Consider the following 24,464-nt stretch of genomic DNA (forward strand, 5'->3'; position numbering starts at 1 on the left):
GCCCCCGACCCACCCCCCGAGCACCGGCGCCGCAGCGCCGAGGCTGCTGCGCGACCCCGCGGCGACGCCGAGCGCGAGCGCGCGGGCGAGGAGCGCCGTCGTGCCGGGCGTGGGTGCTGCACCGTGAGACGTCATGGGTTCCTCCTGCGGCTCGTCGGCCGTGCGGTGGGTGGCGGTCTCGTCGAACGTAACCGCTCCGGGCGCGGCCCACCCGGGGTGCGGGAGCGGTCCCGCTAGCCTGGGGCCGTGCCCGGACCCACTCTGAGCGAGGTCGCGCGCGACGCCGGCGTCTCGCTCGCGACCGCCTCCCGCGCGATCAACGGGAGCGCGAACCGCACCGTGCGCCCCGACCTCCGGGAGCGGGTGCTCGCGTCGGCGCGTCGGCTGGGCTACTCGCCGGACCCGAGCGCGCAGGCCATGGCGCGCGGCCGCACGACGAGCGTGGGCCTCGTAGTGCACGACATCGCGGACCCGTACTTCTCGTCCCTCGCGGCGGGGGTCGCCGACGCGGCCGACCGCGACGGGCTCATCGTCACCCTCACGAGCACGCGGCACTCGCCGGAGCGCGAGCGCGCGTTCGTCGAGCTCATGGACCGCCAGCGGGCGCGGGCGGTCGTGCTGGGCGGCGGGCGGCTCACTGAGGACGCCGACGGCGCGCTGCGGGGCGCGCTCGAGCGCTACCGCGCGTCGGGGGGCGGGGTCTCGCTCGTGGGCCAGCCGCTCGGCGACCTCCCCGCGGTGGAGATCGCCAACGCCGACGGCGCCGCGGACCTCGCGCGCGCCCTCCACGGCCTGGGCTACCGCGCGTTCGGCGTGCTCGCGGGCCCGGCGGGCCACCGCACCGCGCTCGACCGGGCGCGCGGCTTCACCGAGGCGCTGGCCGCCCTGGGCTCGCCCGTCGCCGGCGAGGCGGTCGTCGAGTGCGCGTTCACGCGCGACGGCGGCCACGGCGGGATGCGCGCGCTGCTCGACCGCCTGGGGCCGGAGCGCCCCGACGCGGGCACCCCGCCCGTCGCCGTCTTCGCGGTGAACGACGTCATGGCCGTCGGGGCGATGGCCGCGGCGCGCGAGGCGGGGCTGCGCGTCCCCGAGGACGTCGCCGTGGCGGGCTTCGACGACATCGTGACGCTGCGCGACGTCACGCCCGCCCTGACGACGGTGCGCATCCCGCTCACGGAAGTCGGGGAGCAGGCCCTCGCGCTGGCGCTCGCGCCGCTCGACGCCGACTCCGAGCCCCGGCGGGTCGAGGTCCGCGGCGAGGTCGTGCTCCGCGAGTCCACGCCCCGGCTCTGATCCCTGTTGACGCGGGAAAACGGTTCCCCTACGCTCGCGGAAAGCGCATTCCGCGTTCGGCGCACCGCCGGGCGCCCGACCGACGACGGAGCCGATCGATGACCACCACCCGAACCCTGCGGATCGCGATGAACGGCGTGACCGGCCGCATGGGGTACCGCCAGCACCTCGTCCGCTCGATCCTGCCGATCCGTGCGCAGGGGGGCGTCGAGCTCCCCGACGGCACGCGCCTCCAGGTCGAGCCGGTGCTCGTCGGGCGCAACGAGACGAAGCTCCGCGAGCTCGCCGCGCAGCACGACGTCGAGCACTGGACCACCGACCTCGACGGTGCGATCGTCGACCCCGCGACCGACGTCGTCTTCGACGCCTCCATGACTGCGCTGCGCGCCAAGACGCTCACCAAGGCGATGCAGGCCGGCAAGCACGTCTACACCGAGAAGCCGACGGCCGAGACGCTCGCCGAGGCGGTCGACCTCGCCCGGCTGCGCGAGGAGACCGGGGTGACCGCCGGCGTCGTGCACGACAAGCTCTACCTGCCCGGCCTCGTCAAGCTCCGCCGGCTCGTCGACGAGGGCTTCTTCGGCCGCATCCTGTCCCTGCGCGGCGAGTTCGGCTACTGGGTGTTCGAGGGCGACCACCAGGCGGCGCAGCGCCCGTCGTGGAACTACCGCGCCGAGGACGGCGGGGGCATGACGACCGACATGTTCTGCCACTGGAACTACGTGCTCGAGGGCATCCTCGGGTCCGTCAAGACCGTCACCGCGCAGACCACGACCCACATCCCCACCCGCTGGGACGAGCGGGGCGCGGAGTACGCCGCGACCGCCGACGACGCCGCGTACGGGATCTTCGGGGTCGAGACGCCGGGCGGCGACCCGGTCGTCGCGCAGATCAACTCGTCCTGGGCCGTGCGCGTCCACCGTGACGAGCTCGTCGAGTTCCAGGTGGACGGCACGCACGGCTCGGCGGTCGCCGGGCTGCGCCGGTGCGTCGCGCAGCAGCGCGCCCACACGCCCAAGCCCGTCTGGAACCCCGACCTGCCCGTCACGGAGCCGTTCCGCGACCAGTGGCTCGAGGTCCCCGCGAACGCCGACCTCGACAACGGCTTCAAGGCCCAGTGGGAGGAGTTCCTGCGCGACGTCGCCGCCGGCCGCCCGCACCGCTACGACCTGCTCTCCGCGGCGCGCGGCGTCCAGCTCGCCGAGCTCGGGCTCCGCTCGTCCGCCGAGGGCCGCCGCCTCGACGTGCCGGAGATCGTGCTGTGACCGCGCCGACGACCGAGGCTCCTGGCGCGCGCGAGCTGCGCGACCGGGACGGCAGCGGCGCCGTCGTGCGCCTGCCCCGCTTCGCCGACGACGGCCGCGTCGCCGGGACCGAGGTGCGCGAGCTGCTCGTCCCCGGCCCGTGGACGACGCCGTCCGCACCCTTCACGTCGCGCGTCGCCTTCGCGGCCGCGCACGTCGTGCCCCAGGTGGGCGCGGAGAACGTGCCCGGCGCGCCCGCCGTCGTCGACTGGGACACGACGCTCGCCTACCGGCACCGGCTCTGGGAGCACGGGCTCGGGGTCGCGGACGCGATGGACACCGCGCAGCGCGGCATGGGCCTCGACTGGGCCGCGACCCAGGAGCTCGTGCGGCGCTCGGCGGCCGAGGCGCGGACCGTCGGCGGTCGCGTCGCGTGCGGCGCGGGCACGGACCAGCTCGACCCCGCCGTCGTCGCGGGCTGGGAGCCCGGTGACCCCGCGGCGCTCGCCGCCGTCACCGACGCCTACCGCGGGCAGGTGCGCGTGGTCCAGGACGCGGGCGCCCAGGTGATCGTCATGGCGTCGCGCGCGCTCGCGCGCGTCGCCCGCTCCCCCGAGGAGTACGCGCGCGTCTACGACGCCGTGCTCGCCGAGGCCGAGGCACCCGTGATCCTGCACTGGCTCGGCACGATGTTCGATCCCGCGCTCGCCGGGTACTGGGGCACGGGCGACGACGTCGCCGCGGCCACCGACGTGTTCGTCGACCTGGTCCGCGCCCACCAGGGCCGCGTCGACGGCGTGAAGGTGTCGCTGCTCGACGCGGGGCACGAGAAGGACCTGCGGGCCCGCCTCGCCGCGCTCGACCCGGGCACCGGCCCCGCCGCGCCGGGTCCCGTCCGCCTCTACACGGGCGACGACTTCAACTACCCGGAGCTCGTGGTCGGCGACGGCCGGGCGCACTCGGACGCGCTGCTCGGCATCTTCGCGGCGATCTACCCCGCCGCGTCGACGGCGCTCGGCGCGCTCGACGCCGGGCACCCCGACCGCGCGCACGCGATCCTCGCGTCGACCGAGGCGCTGGGGCGCCACGTGTTCGCCGCGCCGACGTACTTCTACAAGACGGGGATCGCGTTCCTGTCGTGGCTCAACGGCACCCAGCCCGCGTTCCAGATGGTCGGCGGGCTCCAGTCCGGGCGCTCGGTCGCGCACCTCGTCGCGCTCGTCCGGCTCGCGGACCGGGCTGGGCTCCTGCTCGACCCGGACCTCGCGGCGCGCCGCACGCGCGCGTTCCTCGAGGCGAGCGGGGCGGCGGCGTGACCTCCGCGGACGCGCCCTACCTCGCGCGGTGCTCGCTCAACACCGCGACGGTCAAGCGCGCGACGCTCGAGGAGGCGGTCGGCCTCGCCGCCGAGGCAGGCTACGGGGCGGTCGGGCTGTGGCGCGACCGCGTCCAGGAGATCGGCGCCGGCCGGGCCGCGACGGTCGTCGCGGACGCCGGGCTGCGCGTGTCGTCGCTGTGCCGGGGCGGGTTCCTCACCGCGACCGGTGCGGACGACGTCGCCGCGGCGCTCGACGACAACCGGCGCGCGATCGAGGAGGCGGCCACGATCGGGACCCGCGAGCTGGTGCTCGTCGTCGGCGGGCTCCCCGCGAACAGCGCTCCCGGGCAGGCGCCGCGGCCCGACGCCGGCCCGGCCGACCGCGACGTCGTCGCCGCGCGCGGGCGCCTGGCCGACCGGCTCGCCGACCTCGCGCCGTTCGCCGCGGACCACGGCGTGCGGCTCGTGCTCGAGGCGCTGCACCCGATCTTCGCGGCCGACCGCGCGGTGCTCTCGACCCTCGGGCAGGCGCTCGACCTCGCCGCGCCGTTCGACCCGGCGGTCGTCGGCGTGGTCGTGGACACGTACCACGTGTGGTGGGACCCCGACCTGCGGTCGAGCGTCGCGCGCGCCGGCGCCGAGAGACGGATCGCGGGCTACCAGGTGTGCGACTGGATCCTGCCGCTCGCCGCCGACCCGTTGCTCTCGCGCGGCTACGTGGGCGACGGGTACGTCGACTTCGCGACCATCACCCGCTGGGTCGCCGAGACCGGGTACACGGGCGACGTCGAGACCGAGATCTTCCACCAGGAGATCTGGGACGACGACCCGCGCCGCGTCGTCGCGACCGTCGCCGACCGCTACAGCCGCCACGTGCTCCCGCACCTGAACCCCGCCTGAACCGGCGGACGGGGCGAGCGCCCCAGCCCGCCCGACCCAGCCCGTGCGCGGCTCGGCACCCTCCCGCCGAGCCGCACACGGGCTGTCGTGCGTCCGGCCCCGGCCCGTCCGAGGGGTTGACGAGACGGGACCGTCGGGGCATGATCGGGAGCGGAAGATACCCCATGGGGGTATCGGGAGGAGGAATGGTGGACCACCGCAGGGAGCACGGCCACGGCACGGGCGGCGCCGCTCACCACGAAGGCCACGAGCACGGCGAGGCCCGGGTGGTCACGACGGAGGACCACGCGCACGACGACCACGCCGGGCACGACGGCCACGGCACGCACGCCGGGCACGAACCGTCCGGCCATGCGGCCCACGACATGTCCGGCCACGCGGGCCACGACGCGTCCGGCCACGCGGGCCACGACATGTCGGGCCACGCGGGCCACGACGCGTCCGGCCACGCGGGCCACGACATGTCGGGCCACGGCGGGCACGGCGGGCACGGCGACCACGTCGGGCAGTTCCGTCGCCTGTTCTGGGTCATGCTCGTGCTCGCCGTGCCCACCGTCGCGCTGAGCCCGATGTTCGCCATGCTCCTCGGCTACGACCTGCCCGACGCCGCGTGGCTGCCCTGGGTCTCCCCCGTGCTCGGCACGGTCATCTTCTTCTGGGGCGGACGCCCGTTCCTCACCGGCGCGGTGAGCGAGCTCCGTGGTCGCAAGCCCGGGATGATGACGCTCATCTCGCTCGCGATCACGGTCGCGTTCGTGTCGTCGCTCGGCGCGAGCCTCGGGCTGCTCGCTCACGAGCTCGACGTGTGGTGGGAGCTCGCGCTCCTCGTCGTCATCATGCTGCTCGGCCACTGGCTCGAGATGCGCTCGCTCGCGCAGACGGCGTCGGCGCTCGACTCGCTCGCCGCGCTCCTGCCGGACGAGGCGGAGCGCGTGGCGGACGACGGGTCGGTCACGACCGTCGCGCCGACCGACCTGCGCGTGGGCGACCTGGTCGTCGTCCGGCCGGGCGGTCGCGTGCCCGCGGACGGCGAGGTCGCGTCCGGGTCCGCGGACGTCGACGAGTCGATGATCACCGGGGAGTCGCGCCCCGTGCGCCGCGCCGTCGGCGACGCCGTCGTCGCCGGGACCGTCGCCACGGACGACGCGCTGCGCGTACGGATCACGGCCGTGGGCGAGGACACCGCGCTCGCGGGCATCCAGCGGCTCGTCGCCGACGCCCAGGCGTCCTCGACCAAGACGCAGCGCCTCGCCGACCGCGCCGCCGGCTGGCTGTTCTGGTACGCGCTCGGTGCGGCCGCCCTGACGATCGGGCTGTGGCTCGTCTTCGGCACGCCCGAGCAGGCGCTGATCCGGGCGATCACCGTGCTCGTCATCGCGTGCCCCCACGCCCTGGGCCTCGCGATCCCGCTCGTCGTCTCGCTCTCGACCGAGCGGGCCGCGAAGGCCGGCGTCCTGGTGAAGGACCGCCTCGCGCTCGAGCGCATGCGCACGGTGGACACCGTCCTGTTCGACAAGACCGGGACGCTCACCGCGGGCGAGCCGGTCGTGGCGCACCTCGCGACCGCGGGCGGCACCACCGAGGACGAGCTCCTCGCGCTCGCCGCCGCGGCCGAGGCCGACAGCCAGCACCCGCTCGCGCGGGCGATCGTCGACCGCGCTGCCGAGCGGCACGTCCAGGTCCCGCAGGCGACCGACTTCCGGTCGCTCACCGCGGTCGGCGTCGAGGCGACCGTCCCGGCCCCCGACGGCGCGCGACGCGTGGCGGTCGGCGGTCCCGCGCTCCTGCGCGAGCGGCGGCTCGACCCCCTGCCCGACGCCGAGGCCTGGGCCCACGACGGCGCGACCGTCCTGCACGTGGTGGTCTCGCCCGAGGCGGGGCACGACCACGCGACGGGCGAGGTCGTGGGCGCGTTCGCCCTCGCGGACGCGATCCGCCCCGAGTCGCGCGAGGCGGTCGACGCCCTGCACCGGCGCGGCATCAAGGTCGTCATGATCACGGGCGACGCCGAGCCCGTCGCCCGCGCGGTCGGCCGCGAGCTGGGGATCGACCAGGTGTTCGCCGGCGTGCGCCCCGAGGACAAGGACGCGAAGGTCGCCGAGCTCCAGCACGACGGCCGCGTCGTCGCGATGGTCGGCGACGGCGTCAACGACGCGCCCGCGCTCGCGCAGGCGGACGTCGGCATCGCCATCGGCGCCGGCACGGACGTCGCGATCGCGTCGGCCGGGGTCATCCTCGCCAGCTCCGACCCGCGCGCCGTGCTCTCGATCATCGAGCTGTCGCACGCCTCGTACCGCAAGATGCAGCAGAACCTGTGGTGGGCCGCGGGCTACAACATCGCGGCGGTGCCGCTGGCGGCGGGCGTGCTCGCTCCCGTCGGGTTCGTCATGCCGATGGCGGTGGGCGCGATCCTCATGTCCGCCTCGACGGTCATCGTGGCGCTCAACGCGCAGCTCCTGCGCCGCATCGACCTCGACCCGGCGCGGCTCGCCTCCCGGTGACCTCCACGTCGAGCACGAGCTTGCCGTCGTTCTCCGCGCGAGAACGACGGCAACGTCGTGCTCACGGGCGCGCAGGGTCGTGGTCGGCCGTCGTGCTCGTGGGCGTGCTGGCCGCAGCCGTCCTGTGGATGCACGTCCTGGCGGGCAGCAGCACGCACCACGGCGTCGCGCTGCCCGACGGCGGCGCCGGGCACGGGGGTCCGGTCACCCTCGCCGAGGGTCGGCAGGCGCCCGCGGGCGACGCCCTCTCCGGGCACGGCGACCTCTCGTCCGCCTCCACCGGGCTCGGCCGCGTCGACGGCGCGGGCGCCTCCGGGCCGCACCTGGATCTCTCGATCGGCGTCGACCCTCACGGCAGCGCGGGGCCGTTGTGCCTCATGGTGCTCGTCGCGCTGGTGACGCTCGCCGCACGGGACGCGCTGCGCCGTCGGGCACCGTCGCACCCGCCGGGGGACGCGGCGCGCGCCTCCACGGGACTCCGGGTGCCGGTCCCGGACCGACCGCCCGACCTCCATGCGCTGGGGATCAGCAGGACGTAGGCCGACGCCGGCCCCGTCCTGGGCGCCGACGTGCGCCCGCTGCACCCCACGAACGGAGATCGACCATGATACGCACCGCCCGCACGACCCTCGCCGCGCTCGCGCTCGGCACGACGCTCGTCCTCGCCGGCTGCTCCGACGCCGGCACGGGCGACCACGACGAGCACCCCGCAGCAGGCTCGTCGAGCGAGACGTCCGCGGGCGTCACGACGGCGTCCGACGCCGACGTGATGTTCGCCCAGATGATGATCCCGCACCACGAGCAGGCCGTGGAGATGTCCGCGATCGTGCTCGCGAAGGACGGCGTCGACGAGCGCGTCGTCGCGCTCGCGGAGCAGATCGAGGCGGCCCAGGCCCCCGAGGTCGAGCAGATGACCGCGATGCTCGACCGCTGGGGCGCCGACCCGTCCGGCGGCGACCACGGCGGCCACATGGACGGCATGCTCGACGACGAGGCGCTCGCCGCGCTCGAGGCGGCGCCCGCCGAGGAGGCCCAGCGCCTGTTCCTCGAGGGCATGGTCGAGCACCACGAGGGCGCCGTCGCGATGGCGCAGGACGTGCTCGCCGAGGGCGAGGACCCCGAGGTGCGCGCCCTCGCGGAGGAGATCGTCGCGACGCAGCAGGAGGAGATCGACACGATGCGGGGGCTCCTCGCCGAGCTCTGACCCGCCGAGCACGACGTGGGCGTCGCTCTGAGCGTCGTCGCGACGCCCACGTCGTGCTCGACCAGGAGGAACGTCGTGCTCGCTGCGAGACTGGGCGGGTGACCACGCCGACCCCCGCCGACCGGCCCGTCGCCGGCGTCCTGCTCACGCCGGGCGCCGGCGCGAGCCGCGACCACCGCGCGCTCGTCGCGATCGACGACGCGCTCGCCGCGCTCGACCCGCCCCTGCCCGTGCGCCGCGTCGACTTCCCGTACCGGACCGCGGGCAAGCGGATGCCCGACCGTCCGCCCGTCGCGATCGCCCACGTGCGCGCCGAGGCGGAGGCGTTCGCCGCCGAGCTCGGCACGACGACGGACCACCTCGTGCTCGGCGGCCGCTCGTACGGCGGGCGCATGTGCTCGATGGCCGTGGCCGAGGGTCTGCCCGCCGCAGGGCTCGCGCTGGTCAGCTACCCGCTGCACCCGCCGGGCAAGCCCGAGCGCCTGCGCACCGAGCACTTCCCCGACCTCCGCGTGCCCGTGCTCCTCGTGTCGGGGCGCACGGACCCGTTCGCGACGCCGGACGAGCTCACCGAGCACACCGCCGCGATCCCCGGCCCGGTCACGCGCGTCGAGCTGCCGGGCGCGCACGACCTCAAGGGCCAGGACGCCGCGGTGTGCGAGGCGATCGTCACGTGGCTCGGGACGCTCGGCCGACCGAACCCGTAGGCGCACCTCAGCGCCGCCCTCGCCGGACGCGGAGCACGACCGCGTCGACACGCGGCGGCGGCCGGAACGCCGAGCGCGGCACGGGCCGCCCGACCTCGACGGCCCAGCCCCGCGCGGCGCGGCCCGCCGTGCCCTCGCCCGCGGCGATGCGCCGCGCGGCCTGCCGCTGCACGACGACGTCCGCCGCCACGAGCGCGGATCCCCGGGCGAGCACGCGGGCGAGCAGGGGCGACGTCAGCCCGAACGGCGGGTTCGCGACGACGCGGAACGGGCGCCGCGGCAGGCGCAGGTCGGCGAGGTCGACCTCCAGGACCGTCACGTCCGCACCGGCGAAACGCTCGCGCAGGGTGCGGGCGCGGCGCGGGTGCAGCTCGACGGCGAGGACGCGCGCGCCCGCGGCCACGAGGTGCCGCGTGAGGGCCCCGTCCCCCGCCCCGAGGTCGAGGACGAGCTGACCGGGGCGAACCCCGGCGTCGTCGACCACGCGCGCGGCGTGCTCAGCGGTGAGCGGGTGCCATCCCCACTCGCGCCGCGAGGCCGGCCCGGCCACGACGCACCATCGTCACGAAGAACATGGCGGCCACGCTAGGACGGCACGAGCGTCGTCGTCGAGCGATTTGTCCGGGCTCACGACAGGCCTTTCCGACGGCGAGCCAGGTTTGCGTACGATGTGCCGCGGACCACGCCCGAGCCGACCCGGAGGTGATGATGCGCGCCGCTGGCCGACTGCTCGCGCTCGCGACGCTGGGGGTCGTCACGGCGGCGCTCGCCGCGTCGCCGGCGGTGGCCGACGACCGCGACGGCGGCGGCGGTCTCACCGTCACCGTCGACTCCGTGTCCTTCGACGCGAGCCGGCTGCGCGACTCCTCAGGGTGGCTCGGGTACATCGTCACGGCCCCTGACGGGTCGCACGCGCGCAACCTCGGCGACCGGTACTCGCGGGAGGACGCGGCCGACGGCGTCCTGGAGCTCGACGTCCCGCAGCGCGGGCCGTACGGCGACGGGTACTGCGTCAGCTGGGTCCTCGTGACGGGCATCGACCGGCAGTTCGCCGGGTGGAACGGCGACGACGCCGTCTGCACGACCGCCGCCACGCCCCCGCCGACGACCCCGCCCCCTGCTCCCGCGACGGAGGCCCCGGTCGAGGCGCCGGTGGTCGAGGCGCCGGAGCCGGTCGTCGAGGCACCCGTCGAGACGGCGGAGGCGCCCGAGCCGGAGGTCACCGAGGAGCCGACGCAGGAGCCGACGACCGAGGCGCCCGTCGAGCCCACCCCCACCGAGACGCCCAAGACGCCCCGGCCGGAGCCGTCGCGCACGCCGCTGACGTCCGCCGCGGAGCGCATGGCGCCTCCCCCGCCCGCGGAGGAGACGTTCCCGACGCTCGCCGTGGTCGGCGTCGGCGGGCTCGTCGCCGCCGCCGCGGGGGGCGCGATCCTGCTGCTGCGCCGCGTCGGCTGAGCCCTCAGCGCGTGCGCGGCGCGGCGCCCCTGGCCGCGCGACGCTGCCACCGCACCAGCTCGTCGACGTCCCCCGCCGTGTAGTCCGGGTCCGACGGGTCGTGCGCCGCGACGGCGGGGCGCGGGAATCGTGCGGCGCGCGCGTTCAGCGGACGGGCGGCGCGCGGGGTCGGCGTGTCGGTCTCGCGGAGGGTCGCCGGGCTCTCGACCATCGTGGGCCTCGTCTCGTCGGGTGGCATCGGCACGAGCCAAGCCCGGGAACGCGTCCGGCCGGTGACGAGAGTCCGTCCAGCAGACGAACAGTCGGCGGAGCCCTGGCGGTTGCGCGGGCTCGCCACCGGGCGGCAACAAGCCGGGCTCGTCTCCGGCGTGACGGCGCCCGGCCGACGCGACCCGTGCCGACCGGATGTCCTTCAGAGGTGCGGTGCTGCCGCAGGACGCGCGGCGACGAACAGCGACGGGAGGGTCACCCGGCACGGTGAGCCGGACGACGCACCACCTCCTGGGAACGACGAAGCCCTGACCAGCGTTTCCGCTGGTCAGGGCTTCGGTGTCGGAGCCGCCTAAGGGAATCGAACCCTTGACCTATTCATTACGAGTGAATCGCTCTGCCGACTGAGCTAAGGCGGCGTGCTACGTCCCGGTCCGCTCCGCGAACCGCTGGCAACGAGCGCCTACTGTACCCAACGACCGGGCCAGATTCCAAAGCGGCCCCGTGGCCCGCCGTCGGACGCTCCCCGGGTCAGCAGCGCAGCCCGTCCTCGGGCACCGTCCCGTCCACCAGATAGTCGTCGACGGCGTCGCCCAGGCACGCGTTGGAGCGGCCGTAGGCCGTGTGGCCCTCACCCTCCCAGGTGAGCAGGACGCCCGATTCGAGCGTGTCCGCGAGGCCCTCGGCCCACACGTACGGGGTGGCGGGGTCGTTGGTCGTCCCGATGACGACGATGGGCGCGGCGCCCTCGGCGTGGAGGTCGAACTCCTGCTCCACCACCGGGTACGCCCAGCCGTCGCACGTGAGGCCGCCGAACGCGAAGAAGAAGCCCATCGTCGGCGCGGCCTCCTCGAGGCGCTCGAGCTGGGCCTGCATCGCGTCGGGGTCGTCGTCCTGGCGGCCGTCGAGGCAGTTGACCGCGCGGAACGCCTCCGACGAGTTGGTCGAGTACGTCCCGTCGGGGTTGCGGTCGTTGTAGAAGTCGGCCAGGTAGAGCAGCAGGTTGCCCGTCCCCTCCTCGAACGCCTCCGTGAGCGCCTGCGTGAGCACGGGCCAGCTCTGGTCGTTGTAGAGGGTGACGGCGACGCCGTAGAAGCCGAGCGTCTGCGTCACCCGGCGCTCGCTGTCCGTCGGCAGCGGGTTCGCCTTCGCCGCGTCGAGGAGCGAGCGGATCTGGCGCATCCCCGCGTCGGCGTCCCCGCGCAGCGGGCAGTCGGCGCCGGCCTGGCAGTCCTCGACGTACGCGCGCAGGGCGTTCTCGAAGCCGACCGCCTGCTGCTCGGAGATCGTGTCGGGGTCGAGCGACGTGTCGATCGCGCCGTCGAGCACGAGGCGCCCGACCTTGTCCGGGAACAGCCCCGCATAGGTGGCGCCGAGCTGCGTGCCGTAGGAGTAGCCGAGGTAGGCGAGCTTCTCGTCGCCGAGGACGGCGCGCAGCATGTCCATGTCCCGCGCGGCGCTCTGCGTGTCGACCTGGCCGAGCAGGTCGCCCGTGTTCTCGGCGCACGCCTCGGCCCAGGCGCGGCGGTCCTCCGCGAGCGCCTCGAGCCCCGCCTCGTCGGTGTCGAAGTCGCGGGACAGGGACTCGTCCTTCGCCGCGTCGTCGAGGCACTCGACGGGCGCGGACTGGCCGACGCCGCGCGGGTCGAACCCGACGAGGTCGTAGGCAGCGGTGACGCGCTCGCCGACCGTCGGGGCGAGGCTCGTGATGAAGTCGATCCCGGAGGCCCCGGGCCCGCCCGGGTTGGTGAGGAGCGAGCCGATGCGCTCCCCCGTCGCAGGCTGCCGCTTCACCGCGAGCTCGATCTCGCCCGCCGCCGGGTCCTGCCAGGAGAGCGGGGCGCGCGCCGTCGCGCACTCCCAGCCCGCGCCGCAGTCCTCCCAGGCGAGACTCTGGCCGTAGAACTCCTCGAAGCCCTCGGGACCGGTCTCGCCCGTGCCGGACGCGGAGGTCGCGACGTCGTCCACAGGGGTCTGCTGCTTCGGAGGCACCGAGCACGCGCCGAGGACGAGGGCCAGCACGAGGGTCGCGGCGGCGACCAGGGGACGTCGAGCAGCGCGGGAGGGGGGCGTCGTCACCCGCACACGGTAGCCGCTCCGCGGGTGCACGCAGGTCGGTCCCGCCGGGGCGGGACCGTCCTTTCACGCGCTCTTCACCGCAGGGACCGGCTACTCCTCGACCCAGGCCGACTCGCCGGTCGTACCGTCCGCCGCGGGCGGGACGACGACCGTCCCGCGGTCGCCCAGGACGACGCTCACCTCGCCGCTCGCATCCACGTCGTCGGGCACCCCGACCACGGAGGTAGCGGGCACGTAGTCCATCGTGCACGGCGTGTCCGGGGCGATCTCGACGAATGTCACGACGACGTCGCCGCCCTGGACCTCGGCCTCGTCCTCCGCGAGCACGGGGCACGTGCTCGACCCGTACGTCACGACGAACAGCAGCCCCGGCTCCGCGCTCCACGCGGCGCCCGTCCCGCCCTCGGTCGGCGCGTCGACCCCGGGCGGCAGGCCCGTGCCGTGCGCGCCCGCCACGACGTCCATCGTCCCGGCGTCGGGCAGACCCTCCTCCTCGGACGCGTCGTCCGACGGCTCCTCGGACGCGTCCTCGCCGGGCTCGGTGGACTCCTCGGACGCGGACGGGTCGTCGCCGCCGCCGTCGGTCTCGGAGGCACACGCCCCCAGGAGGCCGACCGCGAGGACGAGCGAGAGCGCGGATGCGGCACGAGCCGACCGGGAGACGGGGCGGCGGACGGGAACCATGAGCACTCCTCGGTCGAGACGGGTGGCGCGACCATCGTGGTCCCTGGGGGGCGGTCGTGCGCGGCGAACCGCGACGCGCCGGACGATCGTGACCCGACGGTGACCCGGGGTGGGAGCATCCCAGCATGGACGCTCCGCTCACCACGCCCGGCACCGGGCGGCCCCCGCTGCCCTGGGGCCTGCGCACCGACCTCCGGCGGCACGGCGACGGCGGCGACTCGAGCCGCGTCGGCTACGTCGAGCTCTTCTTCGACCTCGTGTTCGTCTTCGCGGTCACGCAGCTCTCGCACGGCCTCATCGCGCACCCGGGGGCCGAGACGCTCGCGCACACGCTCGTCCTGGGCGTGGCGGTGTGGTGGGTGTGGGTCTTCACGATGTGGACGACGAACTGGCTCGACCCCGAGCGTGTCCCCGTGCGGACGATGCTCGTCGTCCTCATGCTGCTCGGCCTCGTGCTCGCGAGCGCCATCCCCGAGGCGTTCGGCGACAAGGCCCTGCTGTTCGCGGTGATGCTCGTGACGATGCAGGTGGGGCGCAGCGCGTTCGTCCTGGTCGCCCTGGGCCGGGTCTGGCCGGAGAACGCGGTGAACTTCGTCCGCATCACCACGTGGTTCGTCGTCTCGGGAAGCCTGTGGATCGCGGGTGCGGTCGCCGAGGAGCACCGGCTCGCGCTGTGGGGGGTCGCGTGCGCGATCGACCTGGCGGGACCGCGCGCGATGTTCTGGCTCCCCTGGCTCGGCGCGTCGCGCGCGAGCACGTGGGTCGTGCGGGGCGAGCACATGGCCGAGCGCGTGAGCCTGTTCGTCATCATCTGCCTGGGCGAGTCGATCATCGTCACGGGTGCCGCGTTCGCGGAGCTGCCCCTCGACGCGACGACCGTCTCCGCGTTCTGCTCGGCGTTCGCGAGCACGGTGCTCATGTGGCTGCTCTTCTTCGACCGCTCGGAGCGGCGCGCGACCGAGTACTTCACGTCGCGCGACGAGCGCGGCATGGTGGCGCAGACGGCGTACACGTACGTGCCGTTCGTCATCGTCGCGGGGATCGTGCTCACCGCCGTGGCGGACGAGCTGGTCCTGCTGCACCCGCTGGGTCACGACGGCGCGGGCCACGCCGACGCGTGGACCGCCGCGCTCGTGTGCGGGGCGGCGGCGACCTACCTGGTCGGCAACGCGCTGTTCCGCCGCGCGGCGGGCGGGCGGTGGTCGCTCCCGCACCTGGCGGGGGCCGCCGCGGTCGCCGCGCTCTTCGGCACGCACGCATGGCTGACGCCCCTCGCCCTCTACTGGACCACGGACGCCGTCCTCCTCGCCGTCATCGTCGGCGACGTCGTGCGGGCGAGGCGCCGGGAGGCGGTGCCGGACCCGGGGTGATCCGCACCGAGAGACGAGGTACGGCACCTTCGCGCGCTTCACCCGGCTTTCGCCGGGCGCAAACCACCCATCGTCGCTAGGTTCGCCCTGTTGGTGCGCGGCAGCCGGCCGTGCTCCGGGTACGGGGATCCGTCGAGAAAGGGCGCGACCGTGGACTTCTGGGACTTCTTCTGGCTCCTCGTCTGGAGCTTCTTCTTCATCGCCTACCTCATCGTGCTCTTCCAGATCATCGCGGACCTGTTCCGTGACCGGGAGCTCTCGGGCTGGTGGAAGGCCGTGTGGATCATCTTCCTCATCTTCCTGCCGATCCTGACGTCGCTCGTCTACCTCATCGCCCGCGGGCGCGGGATGGCGGAGCGGCAGGCGGCCGCCGTCGTCCAGGCGAAGCAGGACACCGACGCGTACATCCGGCAGGTCGCGAACACCTCGCCGGCCGAGCAGATCACGCACGCCAAGTCGCTCCTGGACTCCGGGGCGATCACGCCCGAGGAGTTCGCGCAGCTCAAGGCGAAGGCGCTCGCCTGAGCGACCTCGCGTGACCGGACGGGCCGGTCGCACCCGCGTGCGGGTGCGGCCGGCCCGTCCCACGATCGAGGGATGACCCGCTTCGGCTACACCCTCATGACCGAGCAGTCCGGCCCGCGCGCGCTCGTCGAGCACGCGGTCGACGCGGAACGCGTCGGCTTCGAGTTCGAGGTGATGAGCGACCACTACTTCCCGTGGCTCGACGCCCAGGGCCACTCCCCCTACGCCTGGTCCGTGCTCGGCGCCGTCGCCCAGGCGACGGAGCGCGTCGGGCTCATGACGTACGTGACCTGTCCCCTGCTGCGCTACCACCCGGCCGTGGTCGCGCAGAAGGCCGCGACGGTCGCCCTCCTCTCCGACGACCGCTTCACGCTCGGCCTCGGCGCCGGGGAGAACCTCAACGAGCACGTCGCGGGCGAGCGCTGGCCCGCGGTCGGCGAGCGGCACGACATGCTCGAGGAGGCCGTGGAGATCATCCGGTCCCTGCTCGACGGCGAGCGCCTCACGTTCGAGGGCGTGCACTACCGCGTCGACTCCGCGCGGCTCTGGGACCTCCCCGACGAGACCGTGGAGATCGGCGTCGCCGTGTCCGGCCCGCGGTCGATCGAGCGGTTCGCCCCGCTGGCCGACCACCTCGTGACCACCGAGCCCGACGCCGACGTCGTCGAGCGGTGGTCGGGGGTCCGGGACCGTGCGGACCTCGCGCCGTCGCGCGTCGTCGGGCAGATGCCGATCTGCTGGGACCCCGACGAGGACGTCGCGGTGGCCCGCGCGCACGAGCAGTTCCGCTGGTTCGGGGGCGGCTGGCACGTGAACGCCGACCTGCCCACGACCGAGGCGTTCGAGGCCGCGAGCCAGTTCGTCCGGCCCGAGGACGTCGCGGAGTCGATCCCGTGCGGCCCGGACCTCGACCAGATCGTCGAGGCGGCGTCCGCGTGGTGGGAGGCGGGGTTCACCGACCTCGCGCTCGTCCAGGTGGGCGAGGTCGGGCAGCGCGAGTTCCTCGCGGACGCCGCGGGGCCGCTGCTGGAGAAGCTCCGCGCGGCGGCCCCGGCGACGTGAGCGGACGTCAGGCGCGCGCCGCGGCCTCGGGCACGTAGGAGCCGCTCTCCAGCTCCTCGACCAGCGACCCACGGACCGGGGTCCAGCCGAGCTCGGCCGCCCGGACGGCACGCGTCGCCTGGTCCAGCAGCAGCGCGTCCGCGAAGGGCGCCCCGAACCGCTCGCGGGTCGCCTCGACGGACTGCGGCACGACGACTCCGCCCAGCCCTGCGGCCCGGCTCGCCGCCTCGGTGAGCGCCCGGACCGTGGGGTGCTCCGCCGTCGTGCCGAGCAGGTGGCCGCGGGCGCCGTGCTCCAGCGCGAGCGCGTAGAGCACCGCGAGGTCGTCGACGTGCACGACCGACCAGTGCTGCGCGCCGTCGCCGACGAGCGCGAGACCCGGTCCGTCCGGTCCGTCCACGCGCGGCGCCCCCGAGACGAGCGCGGGGATGCCGCGACCGTCCCCGTAGACGACGCCGGGCGCGACGACCGACGCGACGACGTCCTGGGCGAGCAGCAGCTCCTCCACGGCGACGCGCCACGCGACGATCGCGGGCGGGTCGGTCGGCGAGGTCTCCGTCGCCGACCCGCCGCCCCACTTCCACACCCCGCTCGTGTGCACGAACGGCCTGGTCGTCCCTCCGAACGCGCGCGTGACCGCCTCGACGACCGCCCGGTCGAGGGCCTCGCTCGTCCCGTCCCCGGGTGCGGCGGCGTGGATCGCGCCCTCGGCCCGGTCGAGGACGGCGACGAGCGCGTCGACGTCGTACGCGTCCATCTGGACGGGGGTCGCCCCGGCCGCGGCGACGGCCGCGGCGGACGCCTCGGACCGCACGAGCGCGGTCACCTCGTGCCCGCGGCCGCGCAGCTCGCGCAGCACGGCCGACCCGACGAACCCGGTCCCCCCGGTGAGCAGCACCTGCATGTCGTACCTCCCGTGTCGTGGCCGGTCGGCGACCGGTCCGGACGGCACGGTATCTCTCAGGTACTGGTGACTTCACCGTGCCATACTTCCCCGGTGGATACCATGGCGAGCCCGCCGCGCGGCGACGCCGCCGCCCGCGTCTCGCGGAGCGGACCCGACGGTGGTTCCGACGGCGCACCCGACGTGTTCTCCGCCGACTGCCCGAGCAGGCTCGTCGTCGAGCGCATCGGCGACAAGTGGACGCTCCTCGTCTTCATGGCCCTGCGCCGGCGCGTCCTGCGCTTCGGAGAGCTGCGCGACCTCGTCGGCGTCGTCACGCCCAAGGTCCTGACCCAGACGCTGCGCTCGCTGGAGCGTGACGGCCTGGTCCAGCGCACGGTCTACGCCGAGGTGCCGCCGCGCGTCGAGTACGCGCTCACCGACCTCGGCCGGTCGCTCCTCGGCCCCATCGACGCGATCCGTGCCTGGTCGGAGGAGAACGGCGAGCGCATCGCCGCGTCCCGCGCCGCCGCGAGCGACCGGACCGGGGCGTGAACGCCCGCCGTCGGACCCGACCCCCGCGGCCGCGCCGGCAACCACCGCGCGACCCTCCCCTGCGCTGGTGGTCGGGACTCCTGCTCGCGGCGGTCCCGCTGGGGATCGGCGCCCTCCTGCTCCGCGCGTCGTGGGACGACCTCGCCGAGGGCGAGGAGGTCGTGCCCGCCGTGCTGGTGCTCGCGTTCCTGCTCGCGTTCGCGGTCGGTGCCGTGTCGTTGACCGTGCCCCGACGCCTCGGCGAGCGCCTCTACGCGGTCGCGAAGGTCCTTCTCACGGGCACGGTCACCGTCTTCTTCGGCTGGCTCGTGATCGGCGGCCTGCTCGTCCCGGAGCTCGTCGCCACGGGCTCGGGCAGCGGCCGCGCCCCGAGCACGCCCCTGGCCGCGCGGATCACCGCGGTGATCGCCCTGGTCGCGTTCGGGGGTGTCGCCGTCCAGGCGCTCGTCGACCGTCGGCGACGCCGTCGCCAGGGCGGCGGCGGTCGCGCGCCGCTCGGGAGCGGGATGTTCTCCCGGGGGCGCCGCCGCTGAGGGCGGGTCGGCCCTGCGGGCAGGGGCGGCCGTGCGCGCGTCAGCCCTGAGGACGCAGCGCGATGACCATCGCCTCGACCGCGAGCAGCGGCGCGACGTTGCCCTCCAGCCGCTCGCGCGCGACGCCGATCGCGTCCATCCGCCGCACGGTCTGCTCCGGCGTGGAGTCCTCGGCGAGCGTGCGCACCGCCTCCGCGAGCTCGACGTTGACGAGCTCGACCTCCGCCCCGAGCTGCACGACGAGCACGTCGCGGTAGAGGGACAGCAGGTCGACCATCGCGCGGTCGAGCACGTCGCGCTGGTGCCGGGTCGCGCGCCGCTTCTGGTCGGCCTCGAGGTCGCGGAGCTGGGACCGCAGGCGGGGCGGGAGGGTCTCGCCGTCGGCGACGCCGAGCGCGCGCAGCAGCTCCGCCTTCTCGGCCGCGTCGCGCTCCTCCGTCGCCGCCTTCGCCTCGGCCTGCGCGAGGTCCACGAGCTCGCCCGCGGCGAGCACGGCGTCGCCCACGCCGCGGACCCGGCGCGCGAGCGAGAGCACCGACGTCCGCCGGTCCCGGGCTCCGGCGTCGCGGGCCAGCCGGCGCGCGAGCCCGATGTGGCTCTGCGCCGCGCGGGCGGCGACGAGCGCGACGTGCTCGTCCACGCCGTCGCGCTGGACCAGCAGCCCGGCCACGGCCTCGACCGGGGGCACGCGGAGCACGACGCCACGGCACCGGGAGCGGATCGTCACGAGCACGTCCTGCGGGCTCGGCGCGCAGAGGATCCACACCGTGTGGGGCGCGGGCTCCTCGATCGCCTTGAGCAGCACGTTCGTCGTGCGCTCCGCCATGCGGTCGGCGTCCTCGACGACGATCACGCGACGCCGGCCCTGCGACGGGCTGCGGCTCGCGACCGTCACGAGGTCGCGCACCTCGTCGATCTTGATGGTCACGAGCTCGGTCGCGACGAGCGTCACGTCGGGGTGCGTCCCGGCGAGCGTCGTGCGGCACGCCTGGCAGTGCCCGCACCCGCCCTGCTCGCACTGGAGCGCGGCGGCGAACGCGCGCGCGGCGTTCGAGCGGCCGGAGCCGGGCGGGCCGGTGAGCAGCCACGCGTGCGTCATCGCGGCGGGGTCGGTCGCGGCGGCGCGGAGCACCTCGACGGCCTGCTCCTGGCCGACGACGTCGTCCCAGACGGTCACGCGGCCCCGCTCCCCGTGGCCGGCCCGGCGGCGGCACCCGGCCCGAGGCCGAGACCCGGGGTGTACCCGATCGCGCTGTCGGTGTCGTCGAAGCCGTCGTCGGGCTCGGCCGCGATCGTGTCCTCCGCCTCCTCCACGACCGGCGTGAGCTCGAGCCGCGCGGCGACGTCGACCCGGATCTGCGCCTGGAGGTCGTCGATCGAGGCCGTGGCGTCGAGCACGACCCAGCGCTCCGGGTCCGCCGCCGCGCGCGCGAGGAACGCCTCCCGCGTGCGGCGGTGGAACTCCGCCCCGGCGCGCTCCAGGCGGTCGTGCTGCCGCCGGATCCGCGCGGAGGCCGCTGCCGGGTCGAGGTCGAGCAGGATCGTGACGTCCGGCATGAGGTCCTGCACGGCCCAGCGCGAGATGAGCTCGACCTCGTCCGCGCCGAGCTCGCGCCCGCCCGCCTGGTACGCGACCGACGAGTCGAGGTAGCGGTCCGTGACGACGATCGCACCCCGCTCGAGCGCGGGGCGCACGAGGCTCGCGACGTGGTGCGCGCGGTCCGCGGCGTAGATGAGCGCCTCGGTGCGCGGGTCCATGTCCTGCCCGTGGAGCACCGCCGCCCGCAGCTCCTTGCCGAGCTCGGTGCCGCCGGGCTCGCGCGTCAGCACGACCTCGCGCCCCGTGAGCTCGCCGAGCCACTGCCCGAGAAGGCGCGACTGGGTGGACTTGCCGACGCCGTCGCCGCCCTCGAAGGAGATGAAGTACCCGGGTGCGCTCACGGCGTCCACCCTATCCGCGGCGTCGGACACGGGTGCGGCCGCGGGCTAGCCTCGGGGCATGCCCGACCCCGCCACCGCGCCCCGCTCCCTGCCCACCCCCGGCGTCGCGTTCGCCGGACGCACGTTCGACGCCGTGCTGTTCGACATGGACGGCACGCTCATCGACTCCGTCCCGGCGGTCGACCGCAACTGGCGGCGCTGGGCGGCCGAGCACGGCCTGCCCGACCCCGAGGAGTTCCAGATCCAGCACGGCACCCCGGCGCGCACGCTCATCGCCGAGCTCCTGCCGGAGGACCGGGTCGAACCGGCCTACGAGCGCATCCACGCGCTCGAGCTCGAGGACAACGAGGGCGTGACGATCCTGCCCGGCACGCGGGACGCGCTGGCCGTCCTCCCGCCCGGACGGCAGGCGATCGTCACGTCCTGCACGCGCCCGCTCGCCGCGGCGCGCATGGCGGCGTCGGGCCTCGCCGCGCCGTCGGTCGTGGTGACGGCCGACGACGTCGCGCGCGGCAAGCCCGACCCGGACCCGTTCCTGCTCGGCGCGGAGCGACTCGGCGTGGACCCGGCACGGTGCCTCGTCGTCGAGGACGCCCCCGCGGGGATCGCCGCGGCGCGCGCGGCGGGCTGCGCGACCCTCGCCGTGACGGGCACCCACTCGGCCGCCGAGCTCGCGGAGGCCTCCCCCGCGCCCGACGCGCTGGCGACGGGGCTGGCGGCGGTCCGCTTCGTCGTCGGTCCCGACGGCGTCCGCGTCACCGACGCCTGACTCTCGTCAGTAGACGCCCGCGCGCAGCGCGGCGGCGACGACCTTGGACGCCGCGGCGTGCACCTCGGCGAGCTCGTCGAGGCTGAGTCCCGTGGCCGCGACGATCGCCGGCGGGATGCGCTCGGCGTCGCGGCGGCGCGCACGTCCCTCGGCGGTGAGGGTCACGCGGACCTGGCGACCGTCGTCGGGCGAGCGCGACCGGCGCACGTACCCGAGCGTCTCGAGCCGCTTGAGCAGGGGCGAGAGCGTGCCGGCGTCGAGGTGCAGGCGTGCGGCGAGGCCGCCGACGGTCGACGTCGTCCCCGCGGCGTCGTCCTGCCAGAGCGCGAGGAGCACGAGGTACTGCGGGTGCGTGATGCCGAGCGGCTCGAGCAGGGGGCGGTACAGCGCCACCATGCCCCGCGCCCCCGCCGAGAGCGCGAAGCAGACCTGCGCCTCGAGCGCGAGGGGGTCGGCGAACAGCGTGCCCGCGCCCCGCACGGCCGTCCCGTCGACCTCGTCACCCGTCATGGCGCCATGGTACCGAGGATCGCGCTATTCTTGGTACACCAATGATTGGTGCACCAATCATCTGACGAGAGCCTGCAGCGGAGGACACCGTGGCGCGGAAGAACGACAGGCGCACGCTCGGCATGCGCATCACCGAGGGGTTCCTCCCGATCTTCGGCCCCGCCCAGGTCGGCCGCCAGGACGCCGACGGGCGCGGCGTCTCCGACGCCGAACGCGAGCGCGACCAGGAGCTCAAGACCCGCTTCGAGCGCGTGACGGGCCCGGACGGCCGCAGCTACGTCGTCGAGCACACCGACTGACCCTTGCCGCGAGATCGACCCGAGCGCTCCCAGATCGACCCTCCGTCGGTCGATCTCGAACGCTCCGGTCGATCTCGCGGCGGACGGGCTCACTCCCCCGGGTAGACGACCCCGATCTGGCGGCGCACCTCGTCGAGCGTCCGCATGACCTCGAGCGTCGAGTCCCACGACATGCGCGGGCTCTGCGTCTCGCCCGCGGCGACACGGCGCGCGACCTCGGCCGCCTGGTACTGCTTGCCCTCGCCCGTGAAGCCGTCGTAGTACCAGGACGCGCCGTCGTGGCGGATCACGCGGAACGACGTCGGCGCGTAGAAGTTCCCCTCCACCTCGATGCGCCCCGCCGTGCCCGAGATCACCGCGGCCGTCGCGGTGCGCGACCACAGCGTCGTCGAGAGCGTCGCCTGCGTGTCGCCGTAACCGAGCACGACGCTCACCTGCCCGTCCACGCCCGTCTCGGTGAGCGAGCCCACCGCGGTGACCGACGACGGCGCGCCCAGCAGGTCGTGCGCGAACGACACCGGGTACACGCCCAGGTCGAGCAGCGCGCCGCCCGCGAGCTCCGGGGCGTAGAGGCGGTGCTCCGGGTCGAACGCGAACCACTGGCCGTGGTCGGCGCTGAGGTTGACGACGTCGCCGATCTCCCCGCGCGCGATCACGCCGCGCAGCGCGGCGACGTGCGGCAGGAACCGCGTCCACATGGCCTCCATGACGAACACGCCAGCCTCGCGCGCGGCGTCGAGCACCTCGACCGCCTCCGCCTCGTTGCGCGTGAACGCCTTCTCGACGAGCACGTGCTTGCCCGCGCGGATCGCGAGCAGCGCGTGCTCGTGGTGGTGCGAGTGCGGCGTCGCGACGTAGACGACGTCGACCTGCGGGTCCTCGACCAGCTCCTGGTAGCCGTGGTGCGTCGTCGGCACGCCGTGCGCGGTCGCGAAGCGCTCGGCGCGCACGCGGTCGCGGGAGCCGACGGACGCGACGCGACCCTGCGTGTGCTGGCGCACGGCCTCCGCGAACGACGACGCGATGCCGCCCGCGCCGAGGATCCCCCAGCGGATCGGGGGTGCGCTGCGCGGGTCGGGGACCGTGCCCGTGACGTCGGCGGACAGGTCGGGGACGGGGTGGACGGCGGGCCGGGCGGACTGCTCGGCGGGCGTCGGGGCGACGGTGCTCATGGGGCCACGCTATCCCGGTGGGATCGCTCCCATACGGCTGGGTCCACGGATCGTCGCACCGCATGGTGCCCGACCACGTCGCATCTCCCCCGCGCGGGTGGTGCGGCGCGCGCCGCGCCGCGCCACGATGGGGACCATGACGTCCCCCGCGCCCCGGACCGACGCGCCGACCGACACCCCGGGCACGCCCGAGGCGCGCGCGAGCGCCCGCGAGCTCGTCAAGGTCTACGGGTCCGGCACGACGGCCGTCCGCGCTCTCGACGGCGTCGACGTCGACTTCGCGCGCGGAAGGCTCACCGCGATCATGGGTCCGTCCGGCTCCGGGAAGTCGACGCTCATGCACTGCCTGGCGGGGCTGGACTCGCCGACGTCCGGCAGCGTCGTGATCGACGGCCAGGAGATCAGCCGCCTCTCGCAGCGCCGGCTCACGGCCCTGCGCCGCACGCGCGTCGGGTTCGTCTTCCAGGCCTACAACCTCGTGCCGACGCTCACCGCGGCGGAGAACATCACGCTGCCGCTCGACATCGCGCGCACGCACGTGGACCGGGCGTGGTTCGACGAGGTCGTCGACTCCGTCGGGCTGCGCGACCGCCTGCACCACCGCCCGTCCGAGCTGTCCGGCGGGCAGCAGCAGCGCGTCGCGTGCGCGCGGGCGCTCGTCTCGCGGCCGTCGATCGTGTTCGCCGACGAGCCGACCGGCAACCTCGACTCCCGCTCCGCGGGCGAGGTGCTCGCGTTCCTGCGGCGGTCCGTCGACGAGCTCGACCAGACCGTCGTCATGGTCACGCACGACCCGCGCGCCGCGTCGTACGCGCACCGCGTCGTGTTCCTCGCCGACGGCCGCCTCGCGGGCGAGCTGCACGACCCGTCGCAGCAGGACATCCTCGACGCGCTGGCGCTCGCGGCGGACGACGACGGCCCACCGGCCGGGCCTCCCGGACCCGCGGGCGGCGTGTCCGCGGCTCCGGCCGGGCGCCACGCCGCGCCGGTCGACCCGGCATGATCCGCGTCGCGCTGCGGGGCGTACGCGCGCACGTCGTGCGGTTCGTGCTCTCAGTGCTCGCCGTGACGCTCGGCGTCGCGTTCGTCGTCGGCACGTTCGCGTTCCGCGGCATGCTCTCCTCCACGTTCGACGACATCATCGCGACGACGCTCACCGCCGACGTCTACGTGCGCGGGTCGCAGGAGGTCACCGGGGACGCAGCCGGTCCGGGGGGCGGCTGCGTCCCCGGTGACCTCCTGCGACC

27 protein-coding genes and 1 tRNA gene are annotated in these 24,464 nt (G+C 75.2%); 18 read left to right on the forward strand and 10 right to left on the reverse strand.

The genetic code is table 11. The annotated features are described in order from the left end of the window. Positions 1-246 precede the first annotated feature (246 nt). From A0J59_RS16300 to A0J59_RS16335, 8 genes are all read left to right on the forward strand, one after another. Positions 247-1,293, forward strand: coding sequence for a LacI family DNA-binding transcriptional regulator (locus tag A0J59_RS16300; protein WP_064316819.1), 1,047 nt, complete (start codon positions 247-249; stop codon positions 1,291-1,293). A 98-nt stretch (positions 1,294-1,391) separates the two neighbouring features. Next, complete coding sequence (locus tag A0J59_RS16305) at positions 1,392-2,558, forward strand: Gfo/Idh/MocA family protein (RefSeq protein ID WP_064316820.1); 1,167 nt, start codon at positions 1,392-1,394, stop codon at positions 2,556-2,558. Positions 2,559-2,629: 71 nt separating this feature from the next. Next, a complete protein-coding gene (locus tag A0J59_RS16310; RefSeq protein ID WP_220084507.1) occupies positions 2,630-3,853 on the forward strand; it encodes a dihydrodipicolinate synthase family protein in 1,224 nt (407 codons plus the stop codon). Continuing rightward, positions 3,850-4,755, forward strand: a complete 906-nt coding sequence (locus A0J59_RS16315) for a sugar phosphate isomerase/epimerase (RefSeq protein ID WP_064316821.1) — start codon at positions 3,850-3,852, stop codon at positions 4,753-4,755. Before A0J59_RS16310 ends, A0J59_RS16315 begins: the two co-directional genes overlap by 4 nt. A 188-nt stretch (positions 4,756-4,943) precedes the next feature. Next, the gene (locus A0J59_RS16320; protein ID WP_369799791.1) at positions 4,944-7,256 is read left to right on the forward strand and encodes a heavy metal translocating P-type ATPase; all 2,313 of its coding nucleotides are present in this window, start codon (positions 4,944-4,946) and stop codon (positions 7,254-7,256) included. 104 nt (positions 7,257-7,360) lie between these two features. Next, positions 7,361-7,795, forward strand: a complete 435-nt coding sequence (locus A0J59_RS16325; RefSeq protein ID WP_156533112.1) for a hypothetical protein — start codon at positions 7,361-7,363, stop codon at positions 7,793-7,795. 65 nt (positions 7,796-7,860) lie between these two features. After that, complete coding sequence (locus A0J59_RS16330) at positions 7,861-8,460, forward strand: DUF305 domain-containing protein (RefSeq protein ID WP_047231434.1); 600 nt, start codon at positions 7,861-7,863, stop codon at positions 8,458-8,460. Positions 8,461-8,558: 98 nt separating this feature from the next. Then, on the forward strand, positions 8,559-9,167 hold the full coding sequence (locus A0J59_RS16335) for an alpha/beta family hydrolase (RefSeq protein ID WP_047231433.1): 609 nt from the start codon (positions 8,559-8,561) through the stop codon (positions 9,165-9,167). Between the two features lie 7 nt (positions 9,168-9,174). Here A0J59_RS16335 and A0J59_RS16340 read toward each other — a convergent pair whose 3' ends face one another. After that, positions 9,175-9,717, reverse strand: a complete 543-nt coding sequence (locus tag A0J59_RS16340) for an rRNA adenine N(6)-methyltransferase family protein (protein ID WP_047231432.1) — start codon at positions 9,715-9,717, stop codon at positions 9,175-9,177. 158 nt (positions 9,718-9,875) lie between these two features. Here A0J59_RS16340 and A0J59_RS16345 point away from each other — a divergent pair, with 158 nt between their 5' ends. Beyond that, positions 9,876-10,625: a hypothetical protein gene (locus A0J59_RS16345; protein ID WP_156533114.1), complete on the forward strand. Its 750-nt coding sequence runs from the start codon at positions 9,876-9,878 to the stop codon at positions 10,623-10,625. 4 nt (positions 10,626-10,629) lie between these two features. Here the strand turns inward: A0J59_RS16345 and A0J59_RS16350 are convergent, their stop codons facing one another. From A0J59_RS16350 to A0J59_RS16365, 4 genes are all read right to left on the reverse strand, one after another. Continuing rightward, positions 10,630-10,863 (reverse strand): hypothetical protein, encoded by a 234-nt coding sequence (locus A0J59_RS16350; protein ID WP_220084505.1) that lies wholly within the window; start codon positions 10,861-10,863, stop codon positions 10,630-10,632. 318 nt (positions 10,864-11,181) lie between these two features. Beyond that, positions 11,182-11,254 (reverse strand) — tRNA-Thr (locus tag A0J59_RS16355). A gap of 112 nt (positions 11,255-11,366) precedes the next feature. Next, a complete protein-coding gene (locus A0J59_RS16360) occupies positions 11,367-12,914 on the reverse strand; it encodes an alpha/beta hydrolase (RefSeq protein ID WP_047231631.1) in 1,548 nt (515 codons plus the stop codon). 90 nt (positions 12,915-13,004) lie between these two features. After that, entirely contained in the window at positions 13,005-13,598 is a 594-nt protein-coding gene (locus A0J59_RS16365; protein WP_156533117.1) for a hypothetical protein, read from the reverse strand. 125 nt (positions 13,599-13,723) lie between these two features. Between A0J59_RS16365 and A0J59_RS16370 the strand changes: the two genes are divergently transcribed. The 3 genes from A0J59_RS16370 to A0J59_RS16380 all read left to right on the forward strand — a co-directional run bounded on the left by A0J59_RS16370 (position 13,724) and on the right by A0J59_RS16380 (position 16,555). Then, on the forward strand, positions 13,724-14,968 hold the full coding sequence (locus A0J59_RS16370) for a low temperature requirement protein A (RefSeq protein WP_082919116.1): 1,245 nt from the start codon (positions 13,724-13,726) through the stop codon (positions 14,966-14,968). 150 nt (positions 14,969-15,118) lie between these two features. Beyond that, complete coding sequence (locus A0J59_RS16375) at positions 15,119-15,493, forward strand: SHOCT domain-containing protein (protein ID WP_047231429.1); 375 nt, start codon at positions 15,119-15,121, stop codon at positions 15,491-15,493. 72 nt (positions 15,494-15,565) lie between these two features. Continuing rightward, the gene (locus tag A0J59_RS16380; protein WP_064316825.1) at positions 15,566-16,555 is read left to right on the forward strand and encodes a TIGR03557 family F420-dependent LLM class oxidoreductase; all 990 of its coding nucleotides are present in this window, start codon (positions 15,566-15,568) and stop codon (positions 16,553-16,555) included. Positions 16,556-16,562: 7 nt separating this feature from the next. Here the strand turns inward: A0J59_RS16380 and A0J59_RS16385 are convergent, their stop codons facing one another. Continuing rightward, complete coding sequence (locus A0J59_RS16385; RefSeq protein WP_047231427.1) at positions 16,563-17,459, reverse strand: NAD-dependent epimerase/dehydratase family protein; 897 nt, start codon at positions 17,457-17,459, stop codon at positions 16,563-16,565. Between the two features lie 102 nt (positions 17,460-17,561). On the opposite strand from A0J59_RS16385, the gene A0J59_RS16390 reads away from it, so the two are divergent. Continuing rightward, on the forward strand, positions 17,562-17,993 hold the full coding sequence (locus tag A0J59_RS16390; RefSeq protein ID WP_082140935.1) for a helix-turn-helix domain-containing protein: 432 nt from the start codon (positions 17,562-17,564) through the stop codon (positions 17,991-17,993). Then, a complete protein-coding gene (locus A0J59_RS16395) occupies positions 17,990-18,526 on the forward strand; it encodes a hypothetical protein (RefSeq protein ID WP_064316826.1) in 537 nt (178 codons plus the stop codon). Before A0J59_RS16390 ends, A0J59_RS16395 begins: the two co-directional genes overlap by 4 nt. Before the next feature lie 40 nt (positions 18,527-18,566). Here the strand turns inward: A0J59_RS16395 and A0J59_RS16400 are convergent, their stop codons facing one another. Then, on the reverse strand, positions 18,567-19,703 hold the full coding sequence (locus tag A0J59_RS16400; RefSeq protein WP_047231425.1) for a DNA polymerase III subunit delta': 1,137 nt from the start codon (positions 19,701-19,703) through the stop codon (positions 18,567-18,569). Beyond that, a complete protein-coding gene (gene tmk, locus A0J59_RS16405; RefSeq protein WP_082140980.1) occupies positions 19,700-20,467 on the reverse strand; it encodes a dTMP kinase in 768 nt (255 codons plus the stop codon). Before tmk ends, A0J59_RS16400 begins: the two co-directional genes overlap by 4 nt. A gap of 58 nt (positions 20,468-20,525) precedes the next feature. On the opposite strand from tmk, the gene A0J59_RS16410 reads away from it, so the two are divergent. Continuing rightward, entirely contained in the window at positions 20,526-21,236 is a 711-nt protein-coding gene (locus A0J59_RS16410) for an HAD-IA family hydrolase (RefSeq protein WP_064316827.1), read from the forward strand. A gap of 6 nt (positions 21,237-21,242) precedes the next feature. Here A0J59_RS16410 and A0J59_RS16415 read toward each other — a convergent pair whose 3' ends face one another. Beyond that, complete coding sequence (locus A0J59_RS16415; protein WP_064316828.1) at positions 21,243-21,746, reverse strand: MarR family winged helix-turn-helix transcriptional regulator; 504 nt, start codon at positions 21,744-21,746, stop codon at positions 21,243-21,245. An 89-nt stretch (positions 21,747-21,835) separates the two neighbouring features. On the opposite strand from A0J59_RS16415, the gene A0J59_RS16420 reads away from it, so the two are divergent. Next, entirely contained in the window at positions 21,836-22,045 is a 210-nt protein-coding gene (locus A0J59_RS16420) for a hypothetical protein (protein WP_047231422.1), read from the forward strand. 89 nt (positions 22,046-22,134) lie between these two features. Here A0J59_RS16420 and A0J59_RS16425 read toward each other — a convergent pair whose 3' ends face one another. Then, entirely contained in the window at positions 22,135-23,217 is a 1,083-nt protein-coding gene (locus A0J59_RS16425; protein WP_082919117.1) for a Gfo/Idh/MocA family protein, read from the reverse strand. A gap of 136 nt (positions 23,218-23,353) precedes the next feature. Here A0J59_RS16425 and A0J59_RS16430 point away from each other — a divergent pair, with 136 nt between their 5' ends. Then, complete coding sequence (locus tag A0J59_RS16430) at positions 23,354-24,220, forward strand: ABC transporter ATP-binding protein (RefSeq protein ID WP_082919118.1); 867 nt, start codon at positions 23,354-23,356, stop codon at positions 24,218-24,220. Further along, positions 24,217-24,464 (forward strand): hypothetical protein (locus tag A0J59_RS16435; protein WP_156533118.1); only part of this gene is annotated, 248 nt, incomplete at its 3' end. The genes A0J59_RS16430 and A0J59_RS16435, both read left to right, overlap by 4 nt.

Origin of the sequence: Cellulosimicrobium sp. I38E (assembly GCF_001647255.1) — a bacterium.
Taxonomy (GTDB): domain Bacteria; phylum Actinomycetota; class Actinomycetes; order Actinomycetales; family Cellulomonadaceae; genus Cellulosimicrobium; species Cellulosimicrobium cellulans_E.

What these genes read in the sequence shown, in the direction of transcription:
- A0J59_RS16305 (WP_064316820.1), top strand. Translation starts at nt 1,392, where the DNA reads ATGACCACCACCCGAACCCTGCGGATCGCGATGAACGGCGTGACCGGC.
- A0J59_RS16330 (WP_047231434.1), top strand. Translation starts at nt 7,861, where the DNA reads ATGATACGCACCGCCCGCACGACCCTCGCCGCGCTCGCGCTCGGCACG.
- A0J59_RS16345 (WP_156533114.1), top strand. Translation starts at nt 9,876, where the DNA reads ATGCGCGCCGCTGGCCGACTGCTCGCGCTCGCGACGCTGGGGGTCGTC.
- A0J59_RS16350 (WP_220084505.1), bottom strand. Translation starts at nt 10,863, where the DNA reads ATGCCACCCGACGAGACGAGGCCCACGATGGTCGAGAGCCCGGCGACC.
- A0J59_RS16365 (WP_156533117.1), bottom strand. Translation starts at nt 13,598, where the DNA reads ATGGTTCCCGTCCGCCGCCCCGTCTCCCGGTCGGCTCGTGCCGCATCC.
- A0J59_RS16370 (WP_082919116.1), top strand. Translation starts at nt 13,724, where the DNA reads ATGGACGCTCCGCTCACCACGCCCGGCACCGGGCGGCCCCCGCTGCCC.
- A0J59_RS16380 (WP_064316825.1), top strand. Translation starts at nt 15,566, where the DNA reads ATGACCCGCTTCGGCTACACCCTCATGACCGAGCAGTCCGGCCCGCGC.
- A0J59_RS16385 (WP_047231427.1), bottom strand. Translation starts at nt 17,459, where the DNA reads ATGCAGGTGCTGCTCACCGGGGGGACCGGGTTCGTCGGGTCGGCCGTG.
- A0J59_RS16390 (WP_082140935.1), top strand. Translation starts at nt 17,562, where the DNA reads ATGGCGAGCCCGCCGCGCGGCGACGCCGCCGCCCGCGTCTCGCGGAGC.
- A0J59_RS16410 (WP_064316827.1), top strand. Translation starts at nt 20,526, where the DNA reads ATGCCCGACCCCGCCACCGCGCCCCGCTCCCTGCCCACCCCCGGCGTC.
- A0J59_RS16415 (WP_064316828.1), bottom strand. Translation starts at nt 21,746, where the DNA reads ATGACGGGTGACGAGGTCGACGGGACGGCCGTGCGGGGCGCGGGCACG.
- A0J59_RS16425 (WP_082919117.1), bottom strand. Translation starts at nt 23,217, where the DNA reads ATGAGCACCGTCGCCCCGACGCCCGCCGAGCAGTCCGCCCGGCCCGCC.
- A0J59_RS16430 (WP_082919118.1), top strand. Translation starts at nt 23,354, where the DNA reads ATGACGTCCCCCGCGCCCCGGACCGACGCGCCGACCGACACCCCGGGC.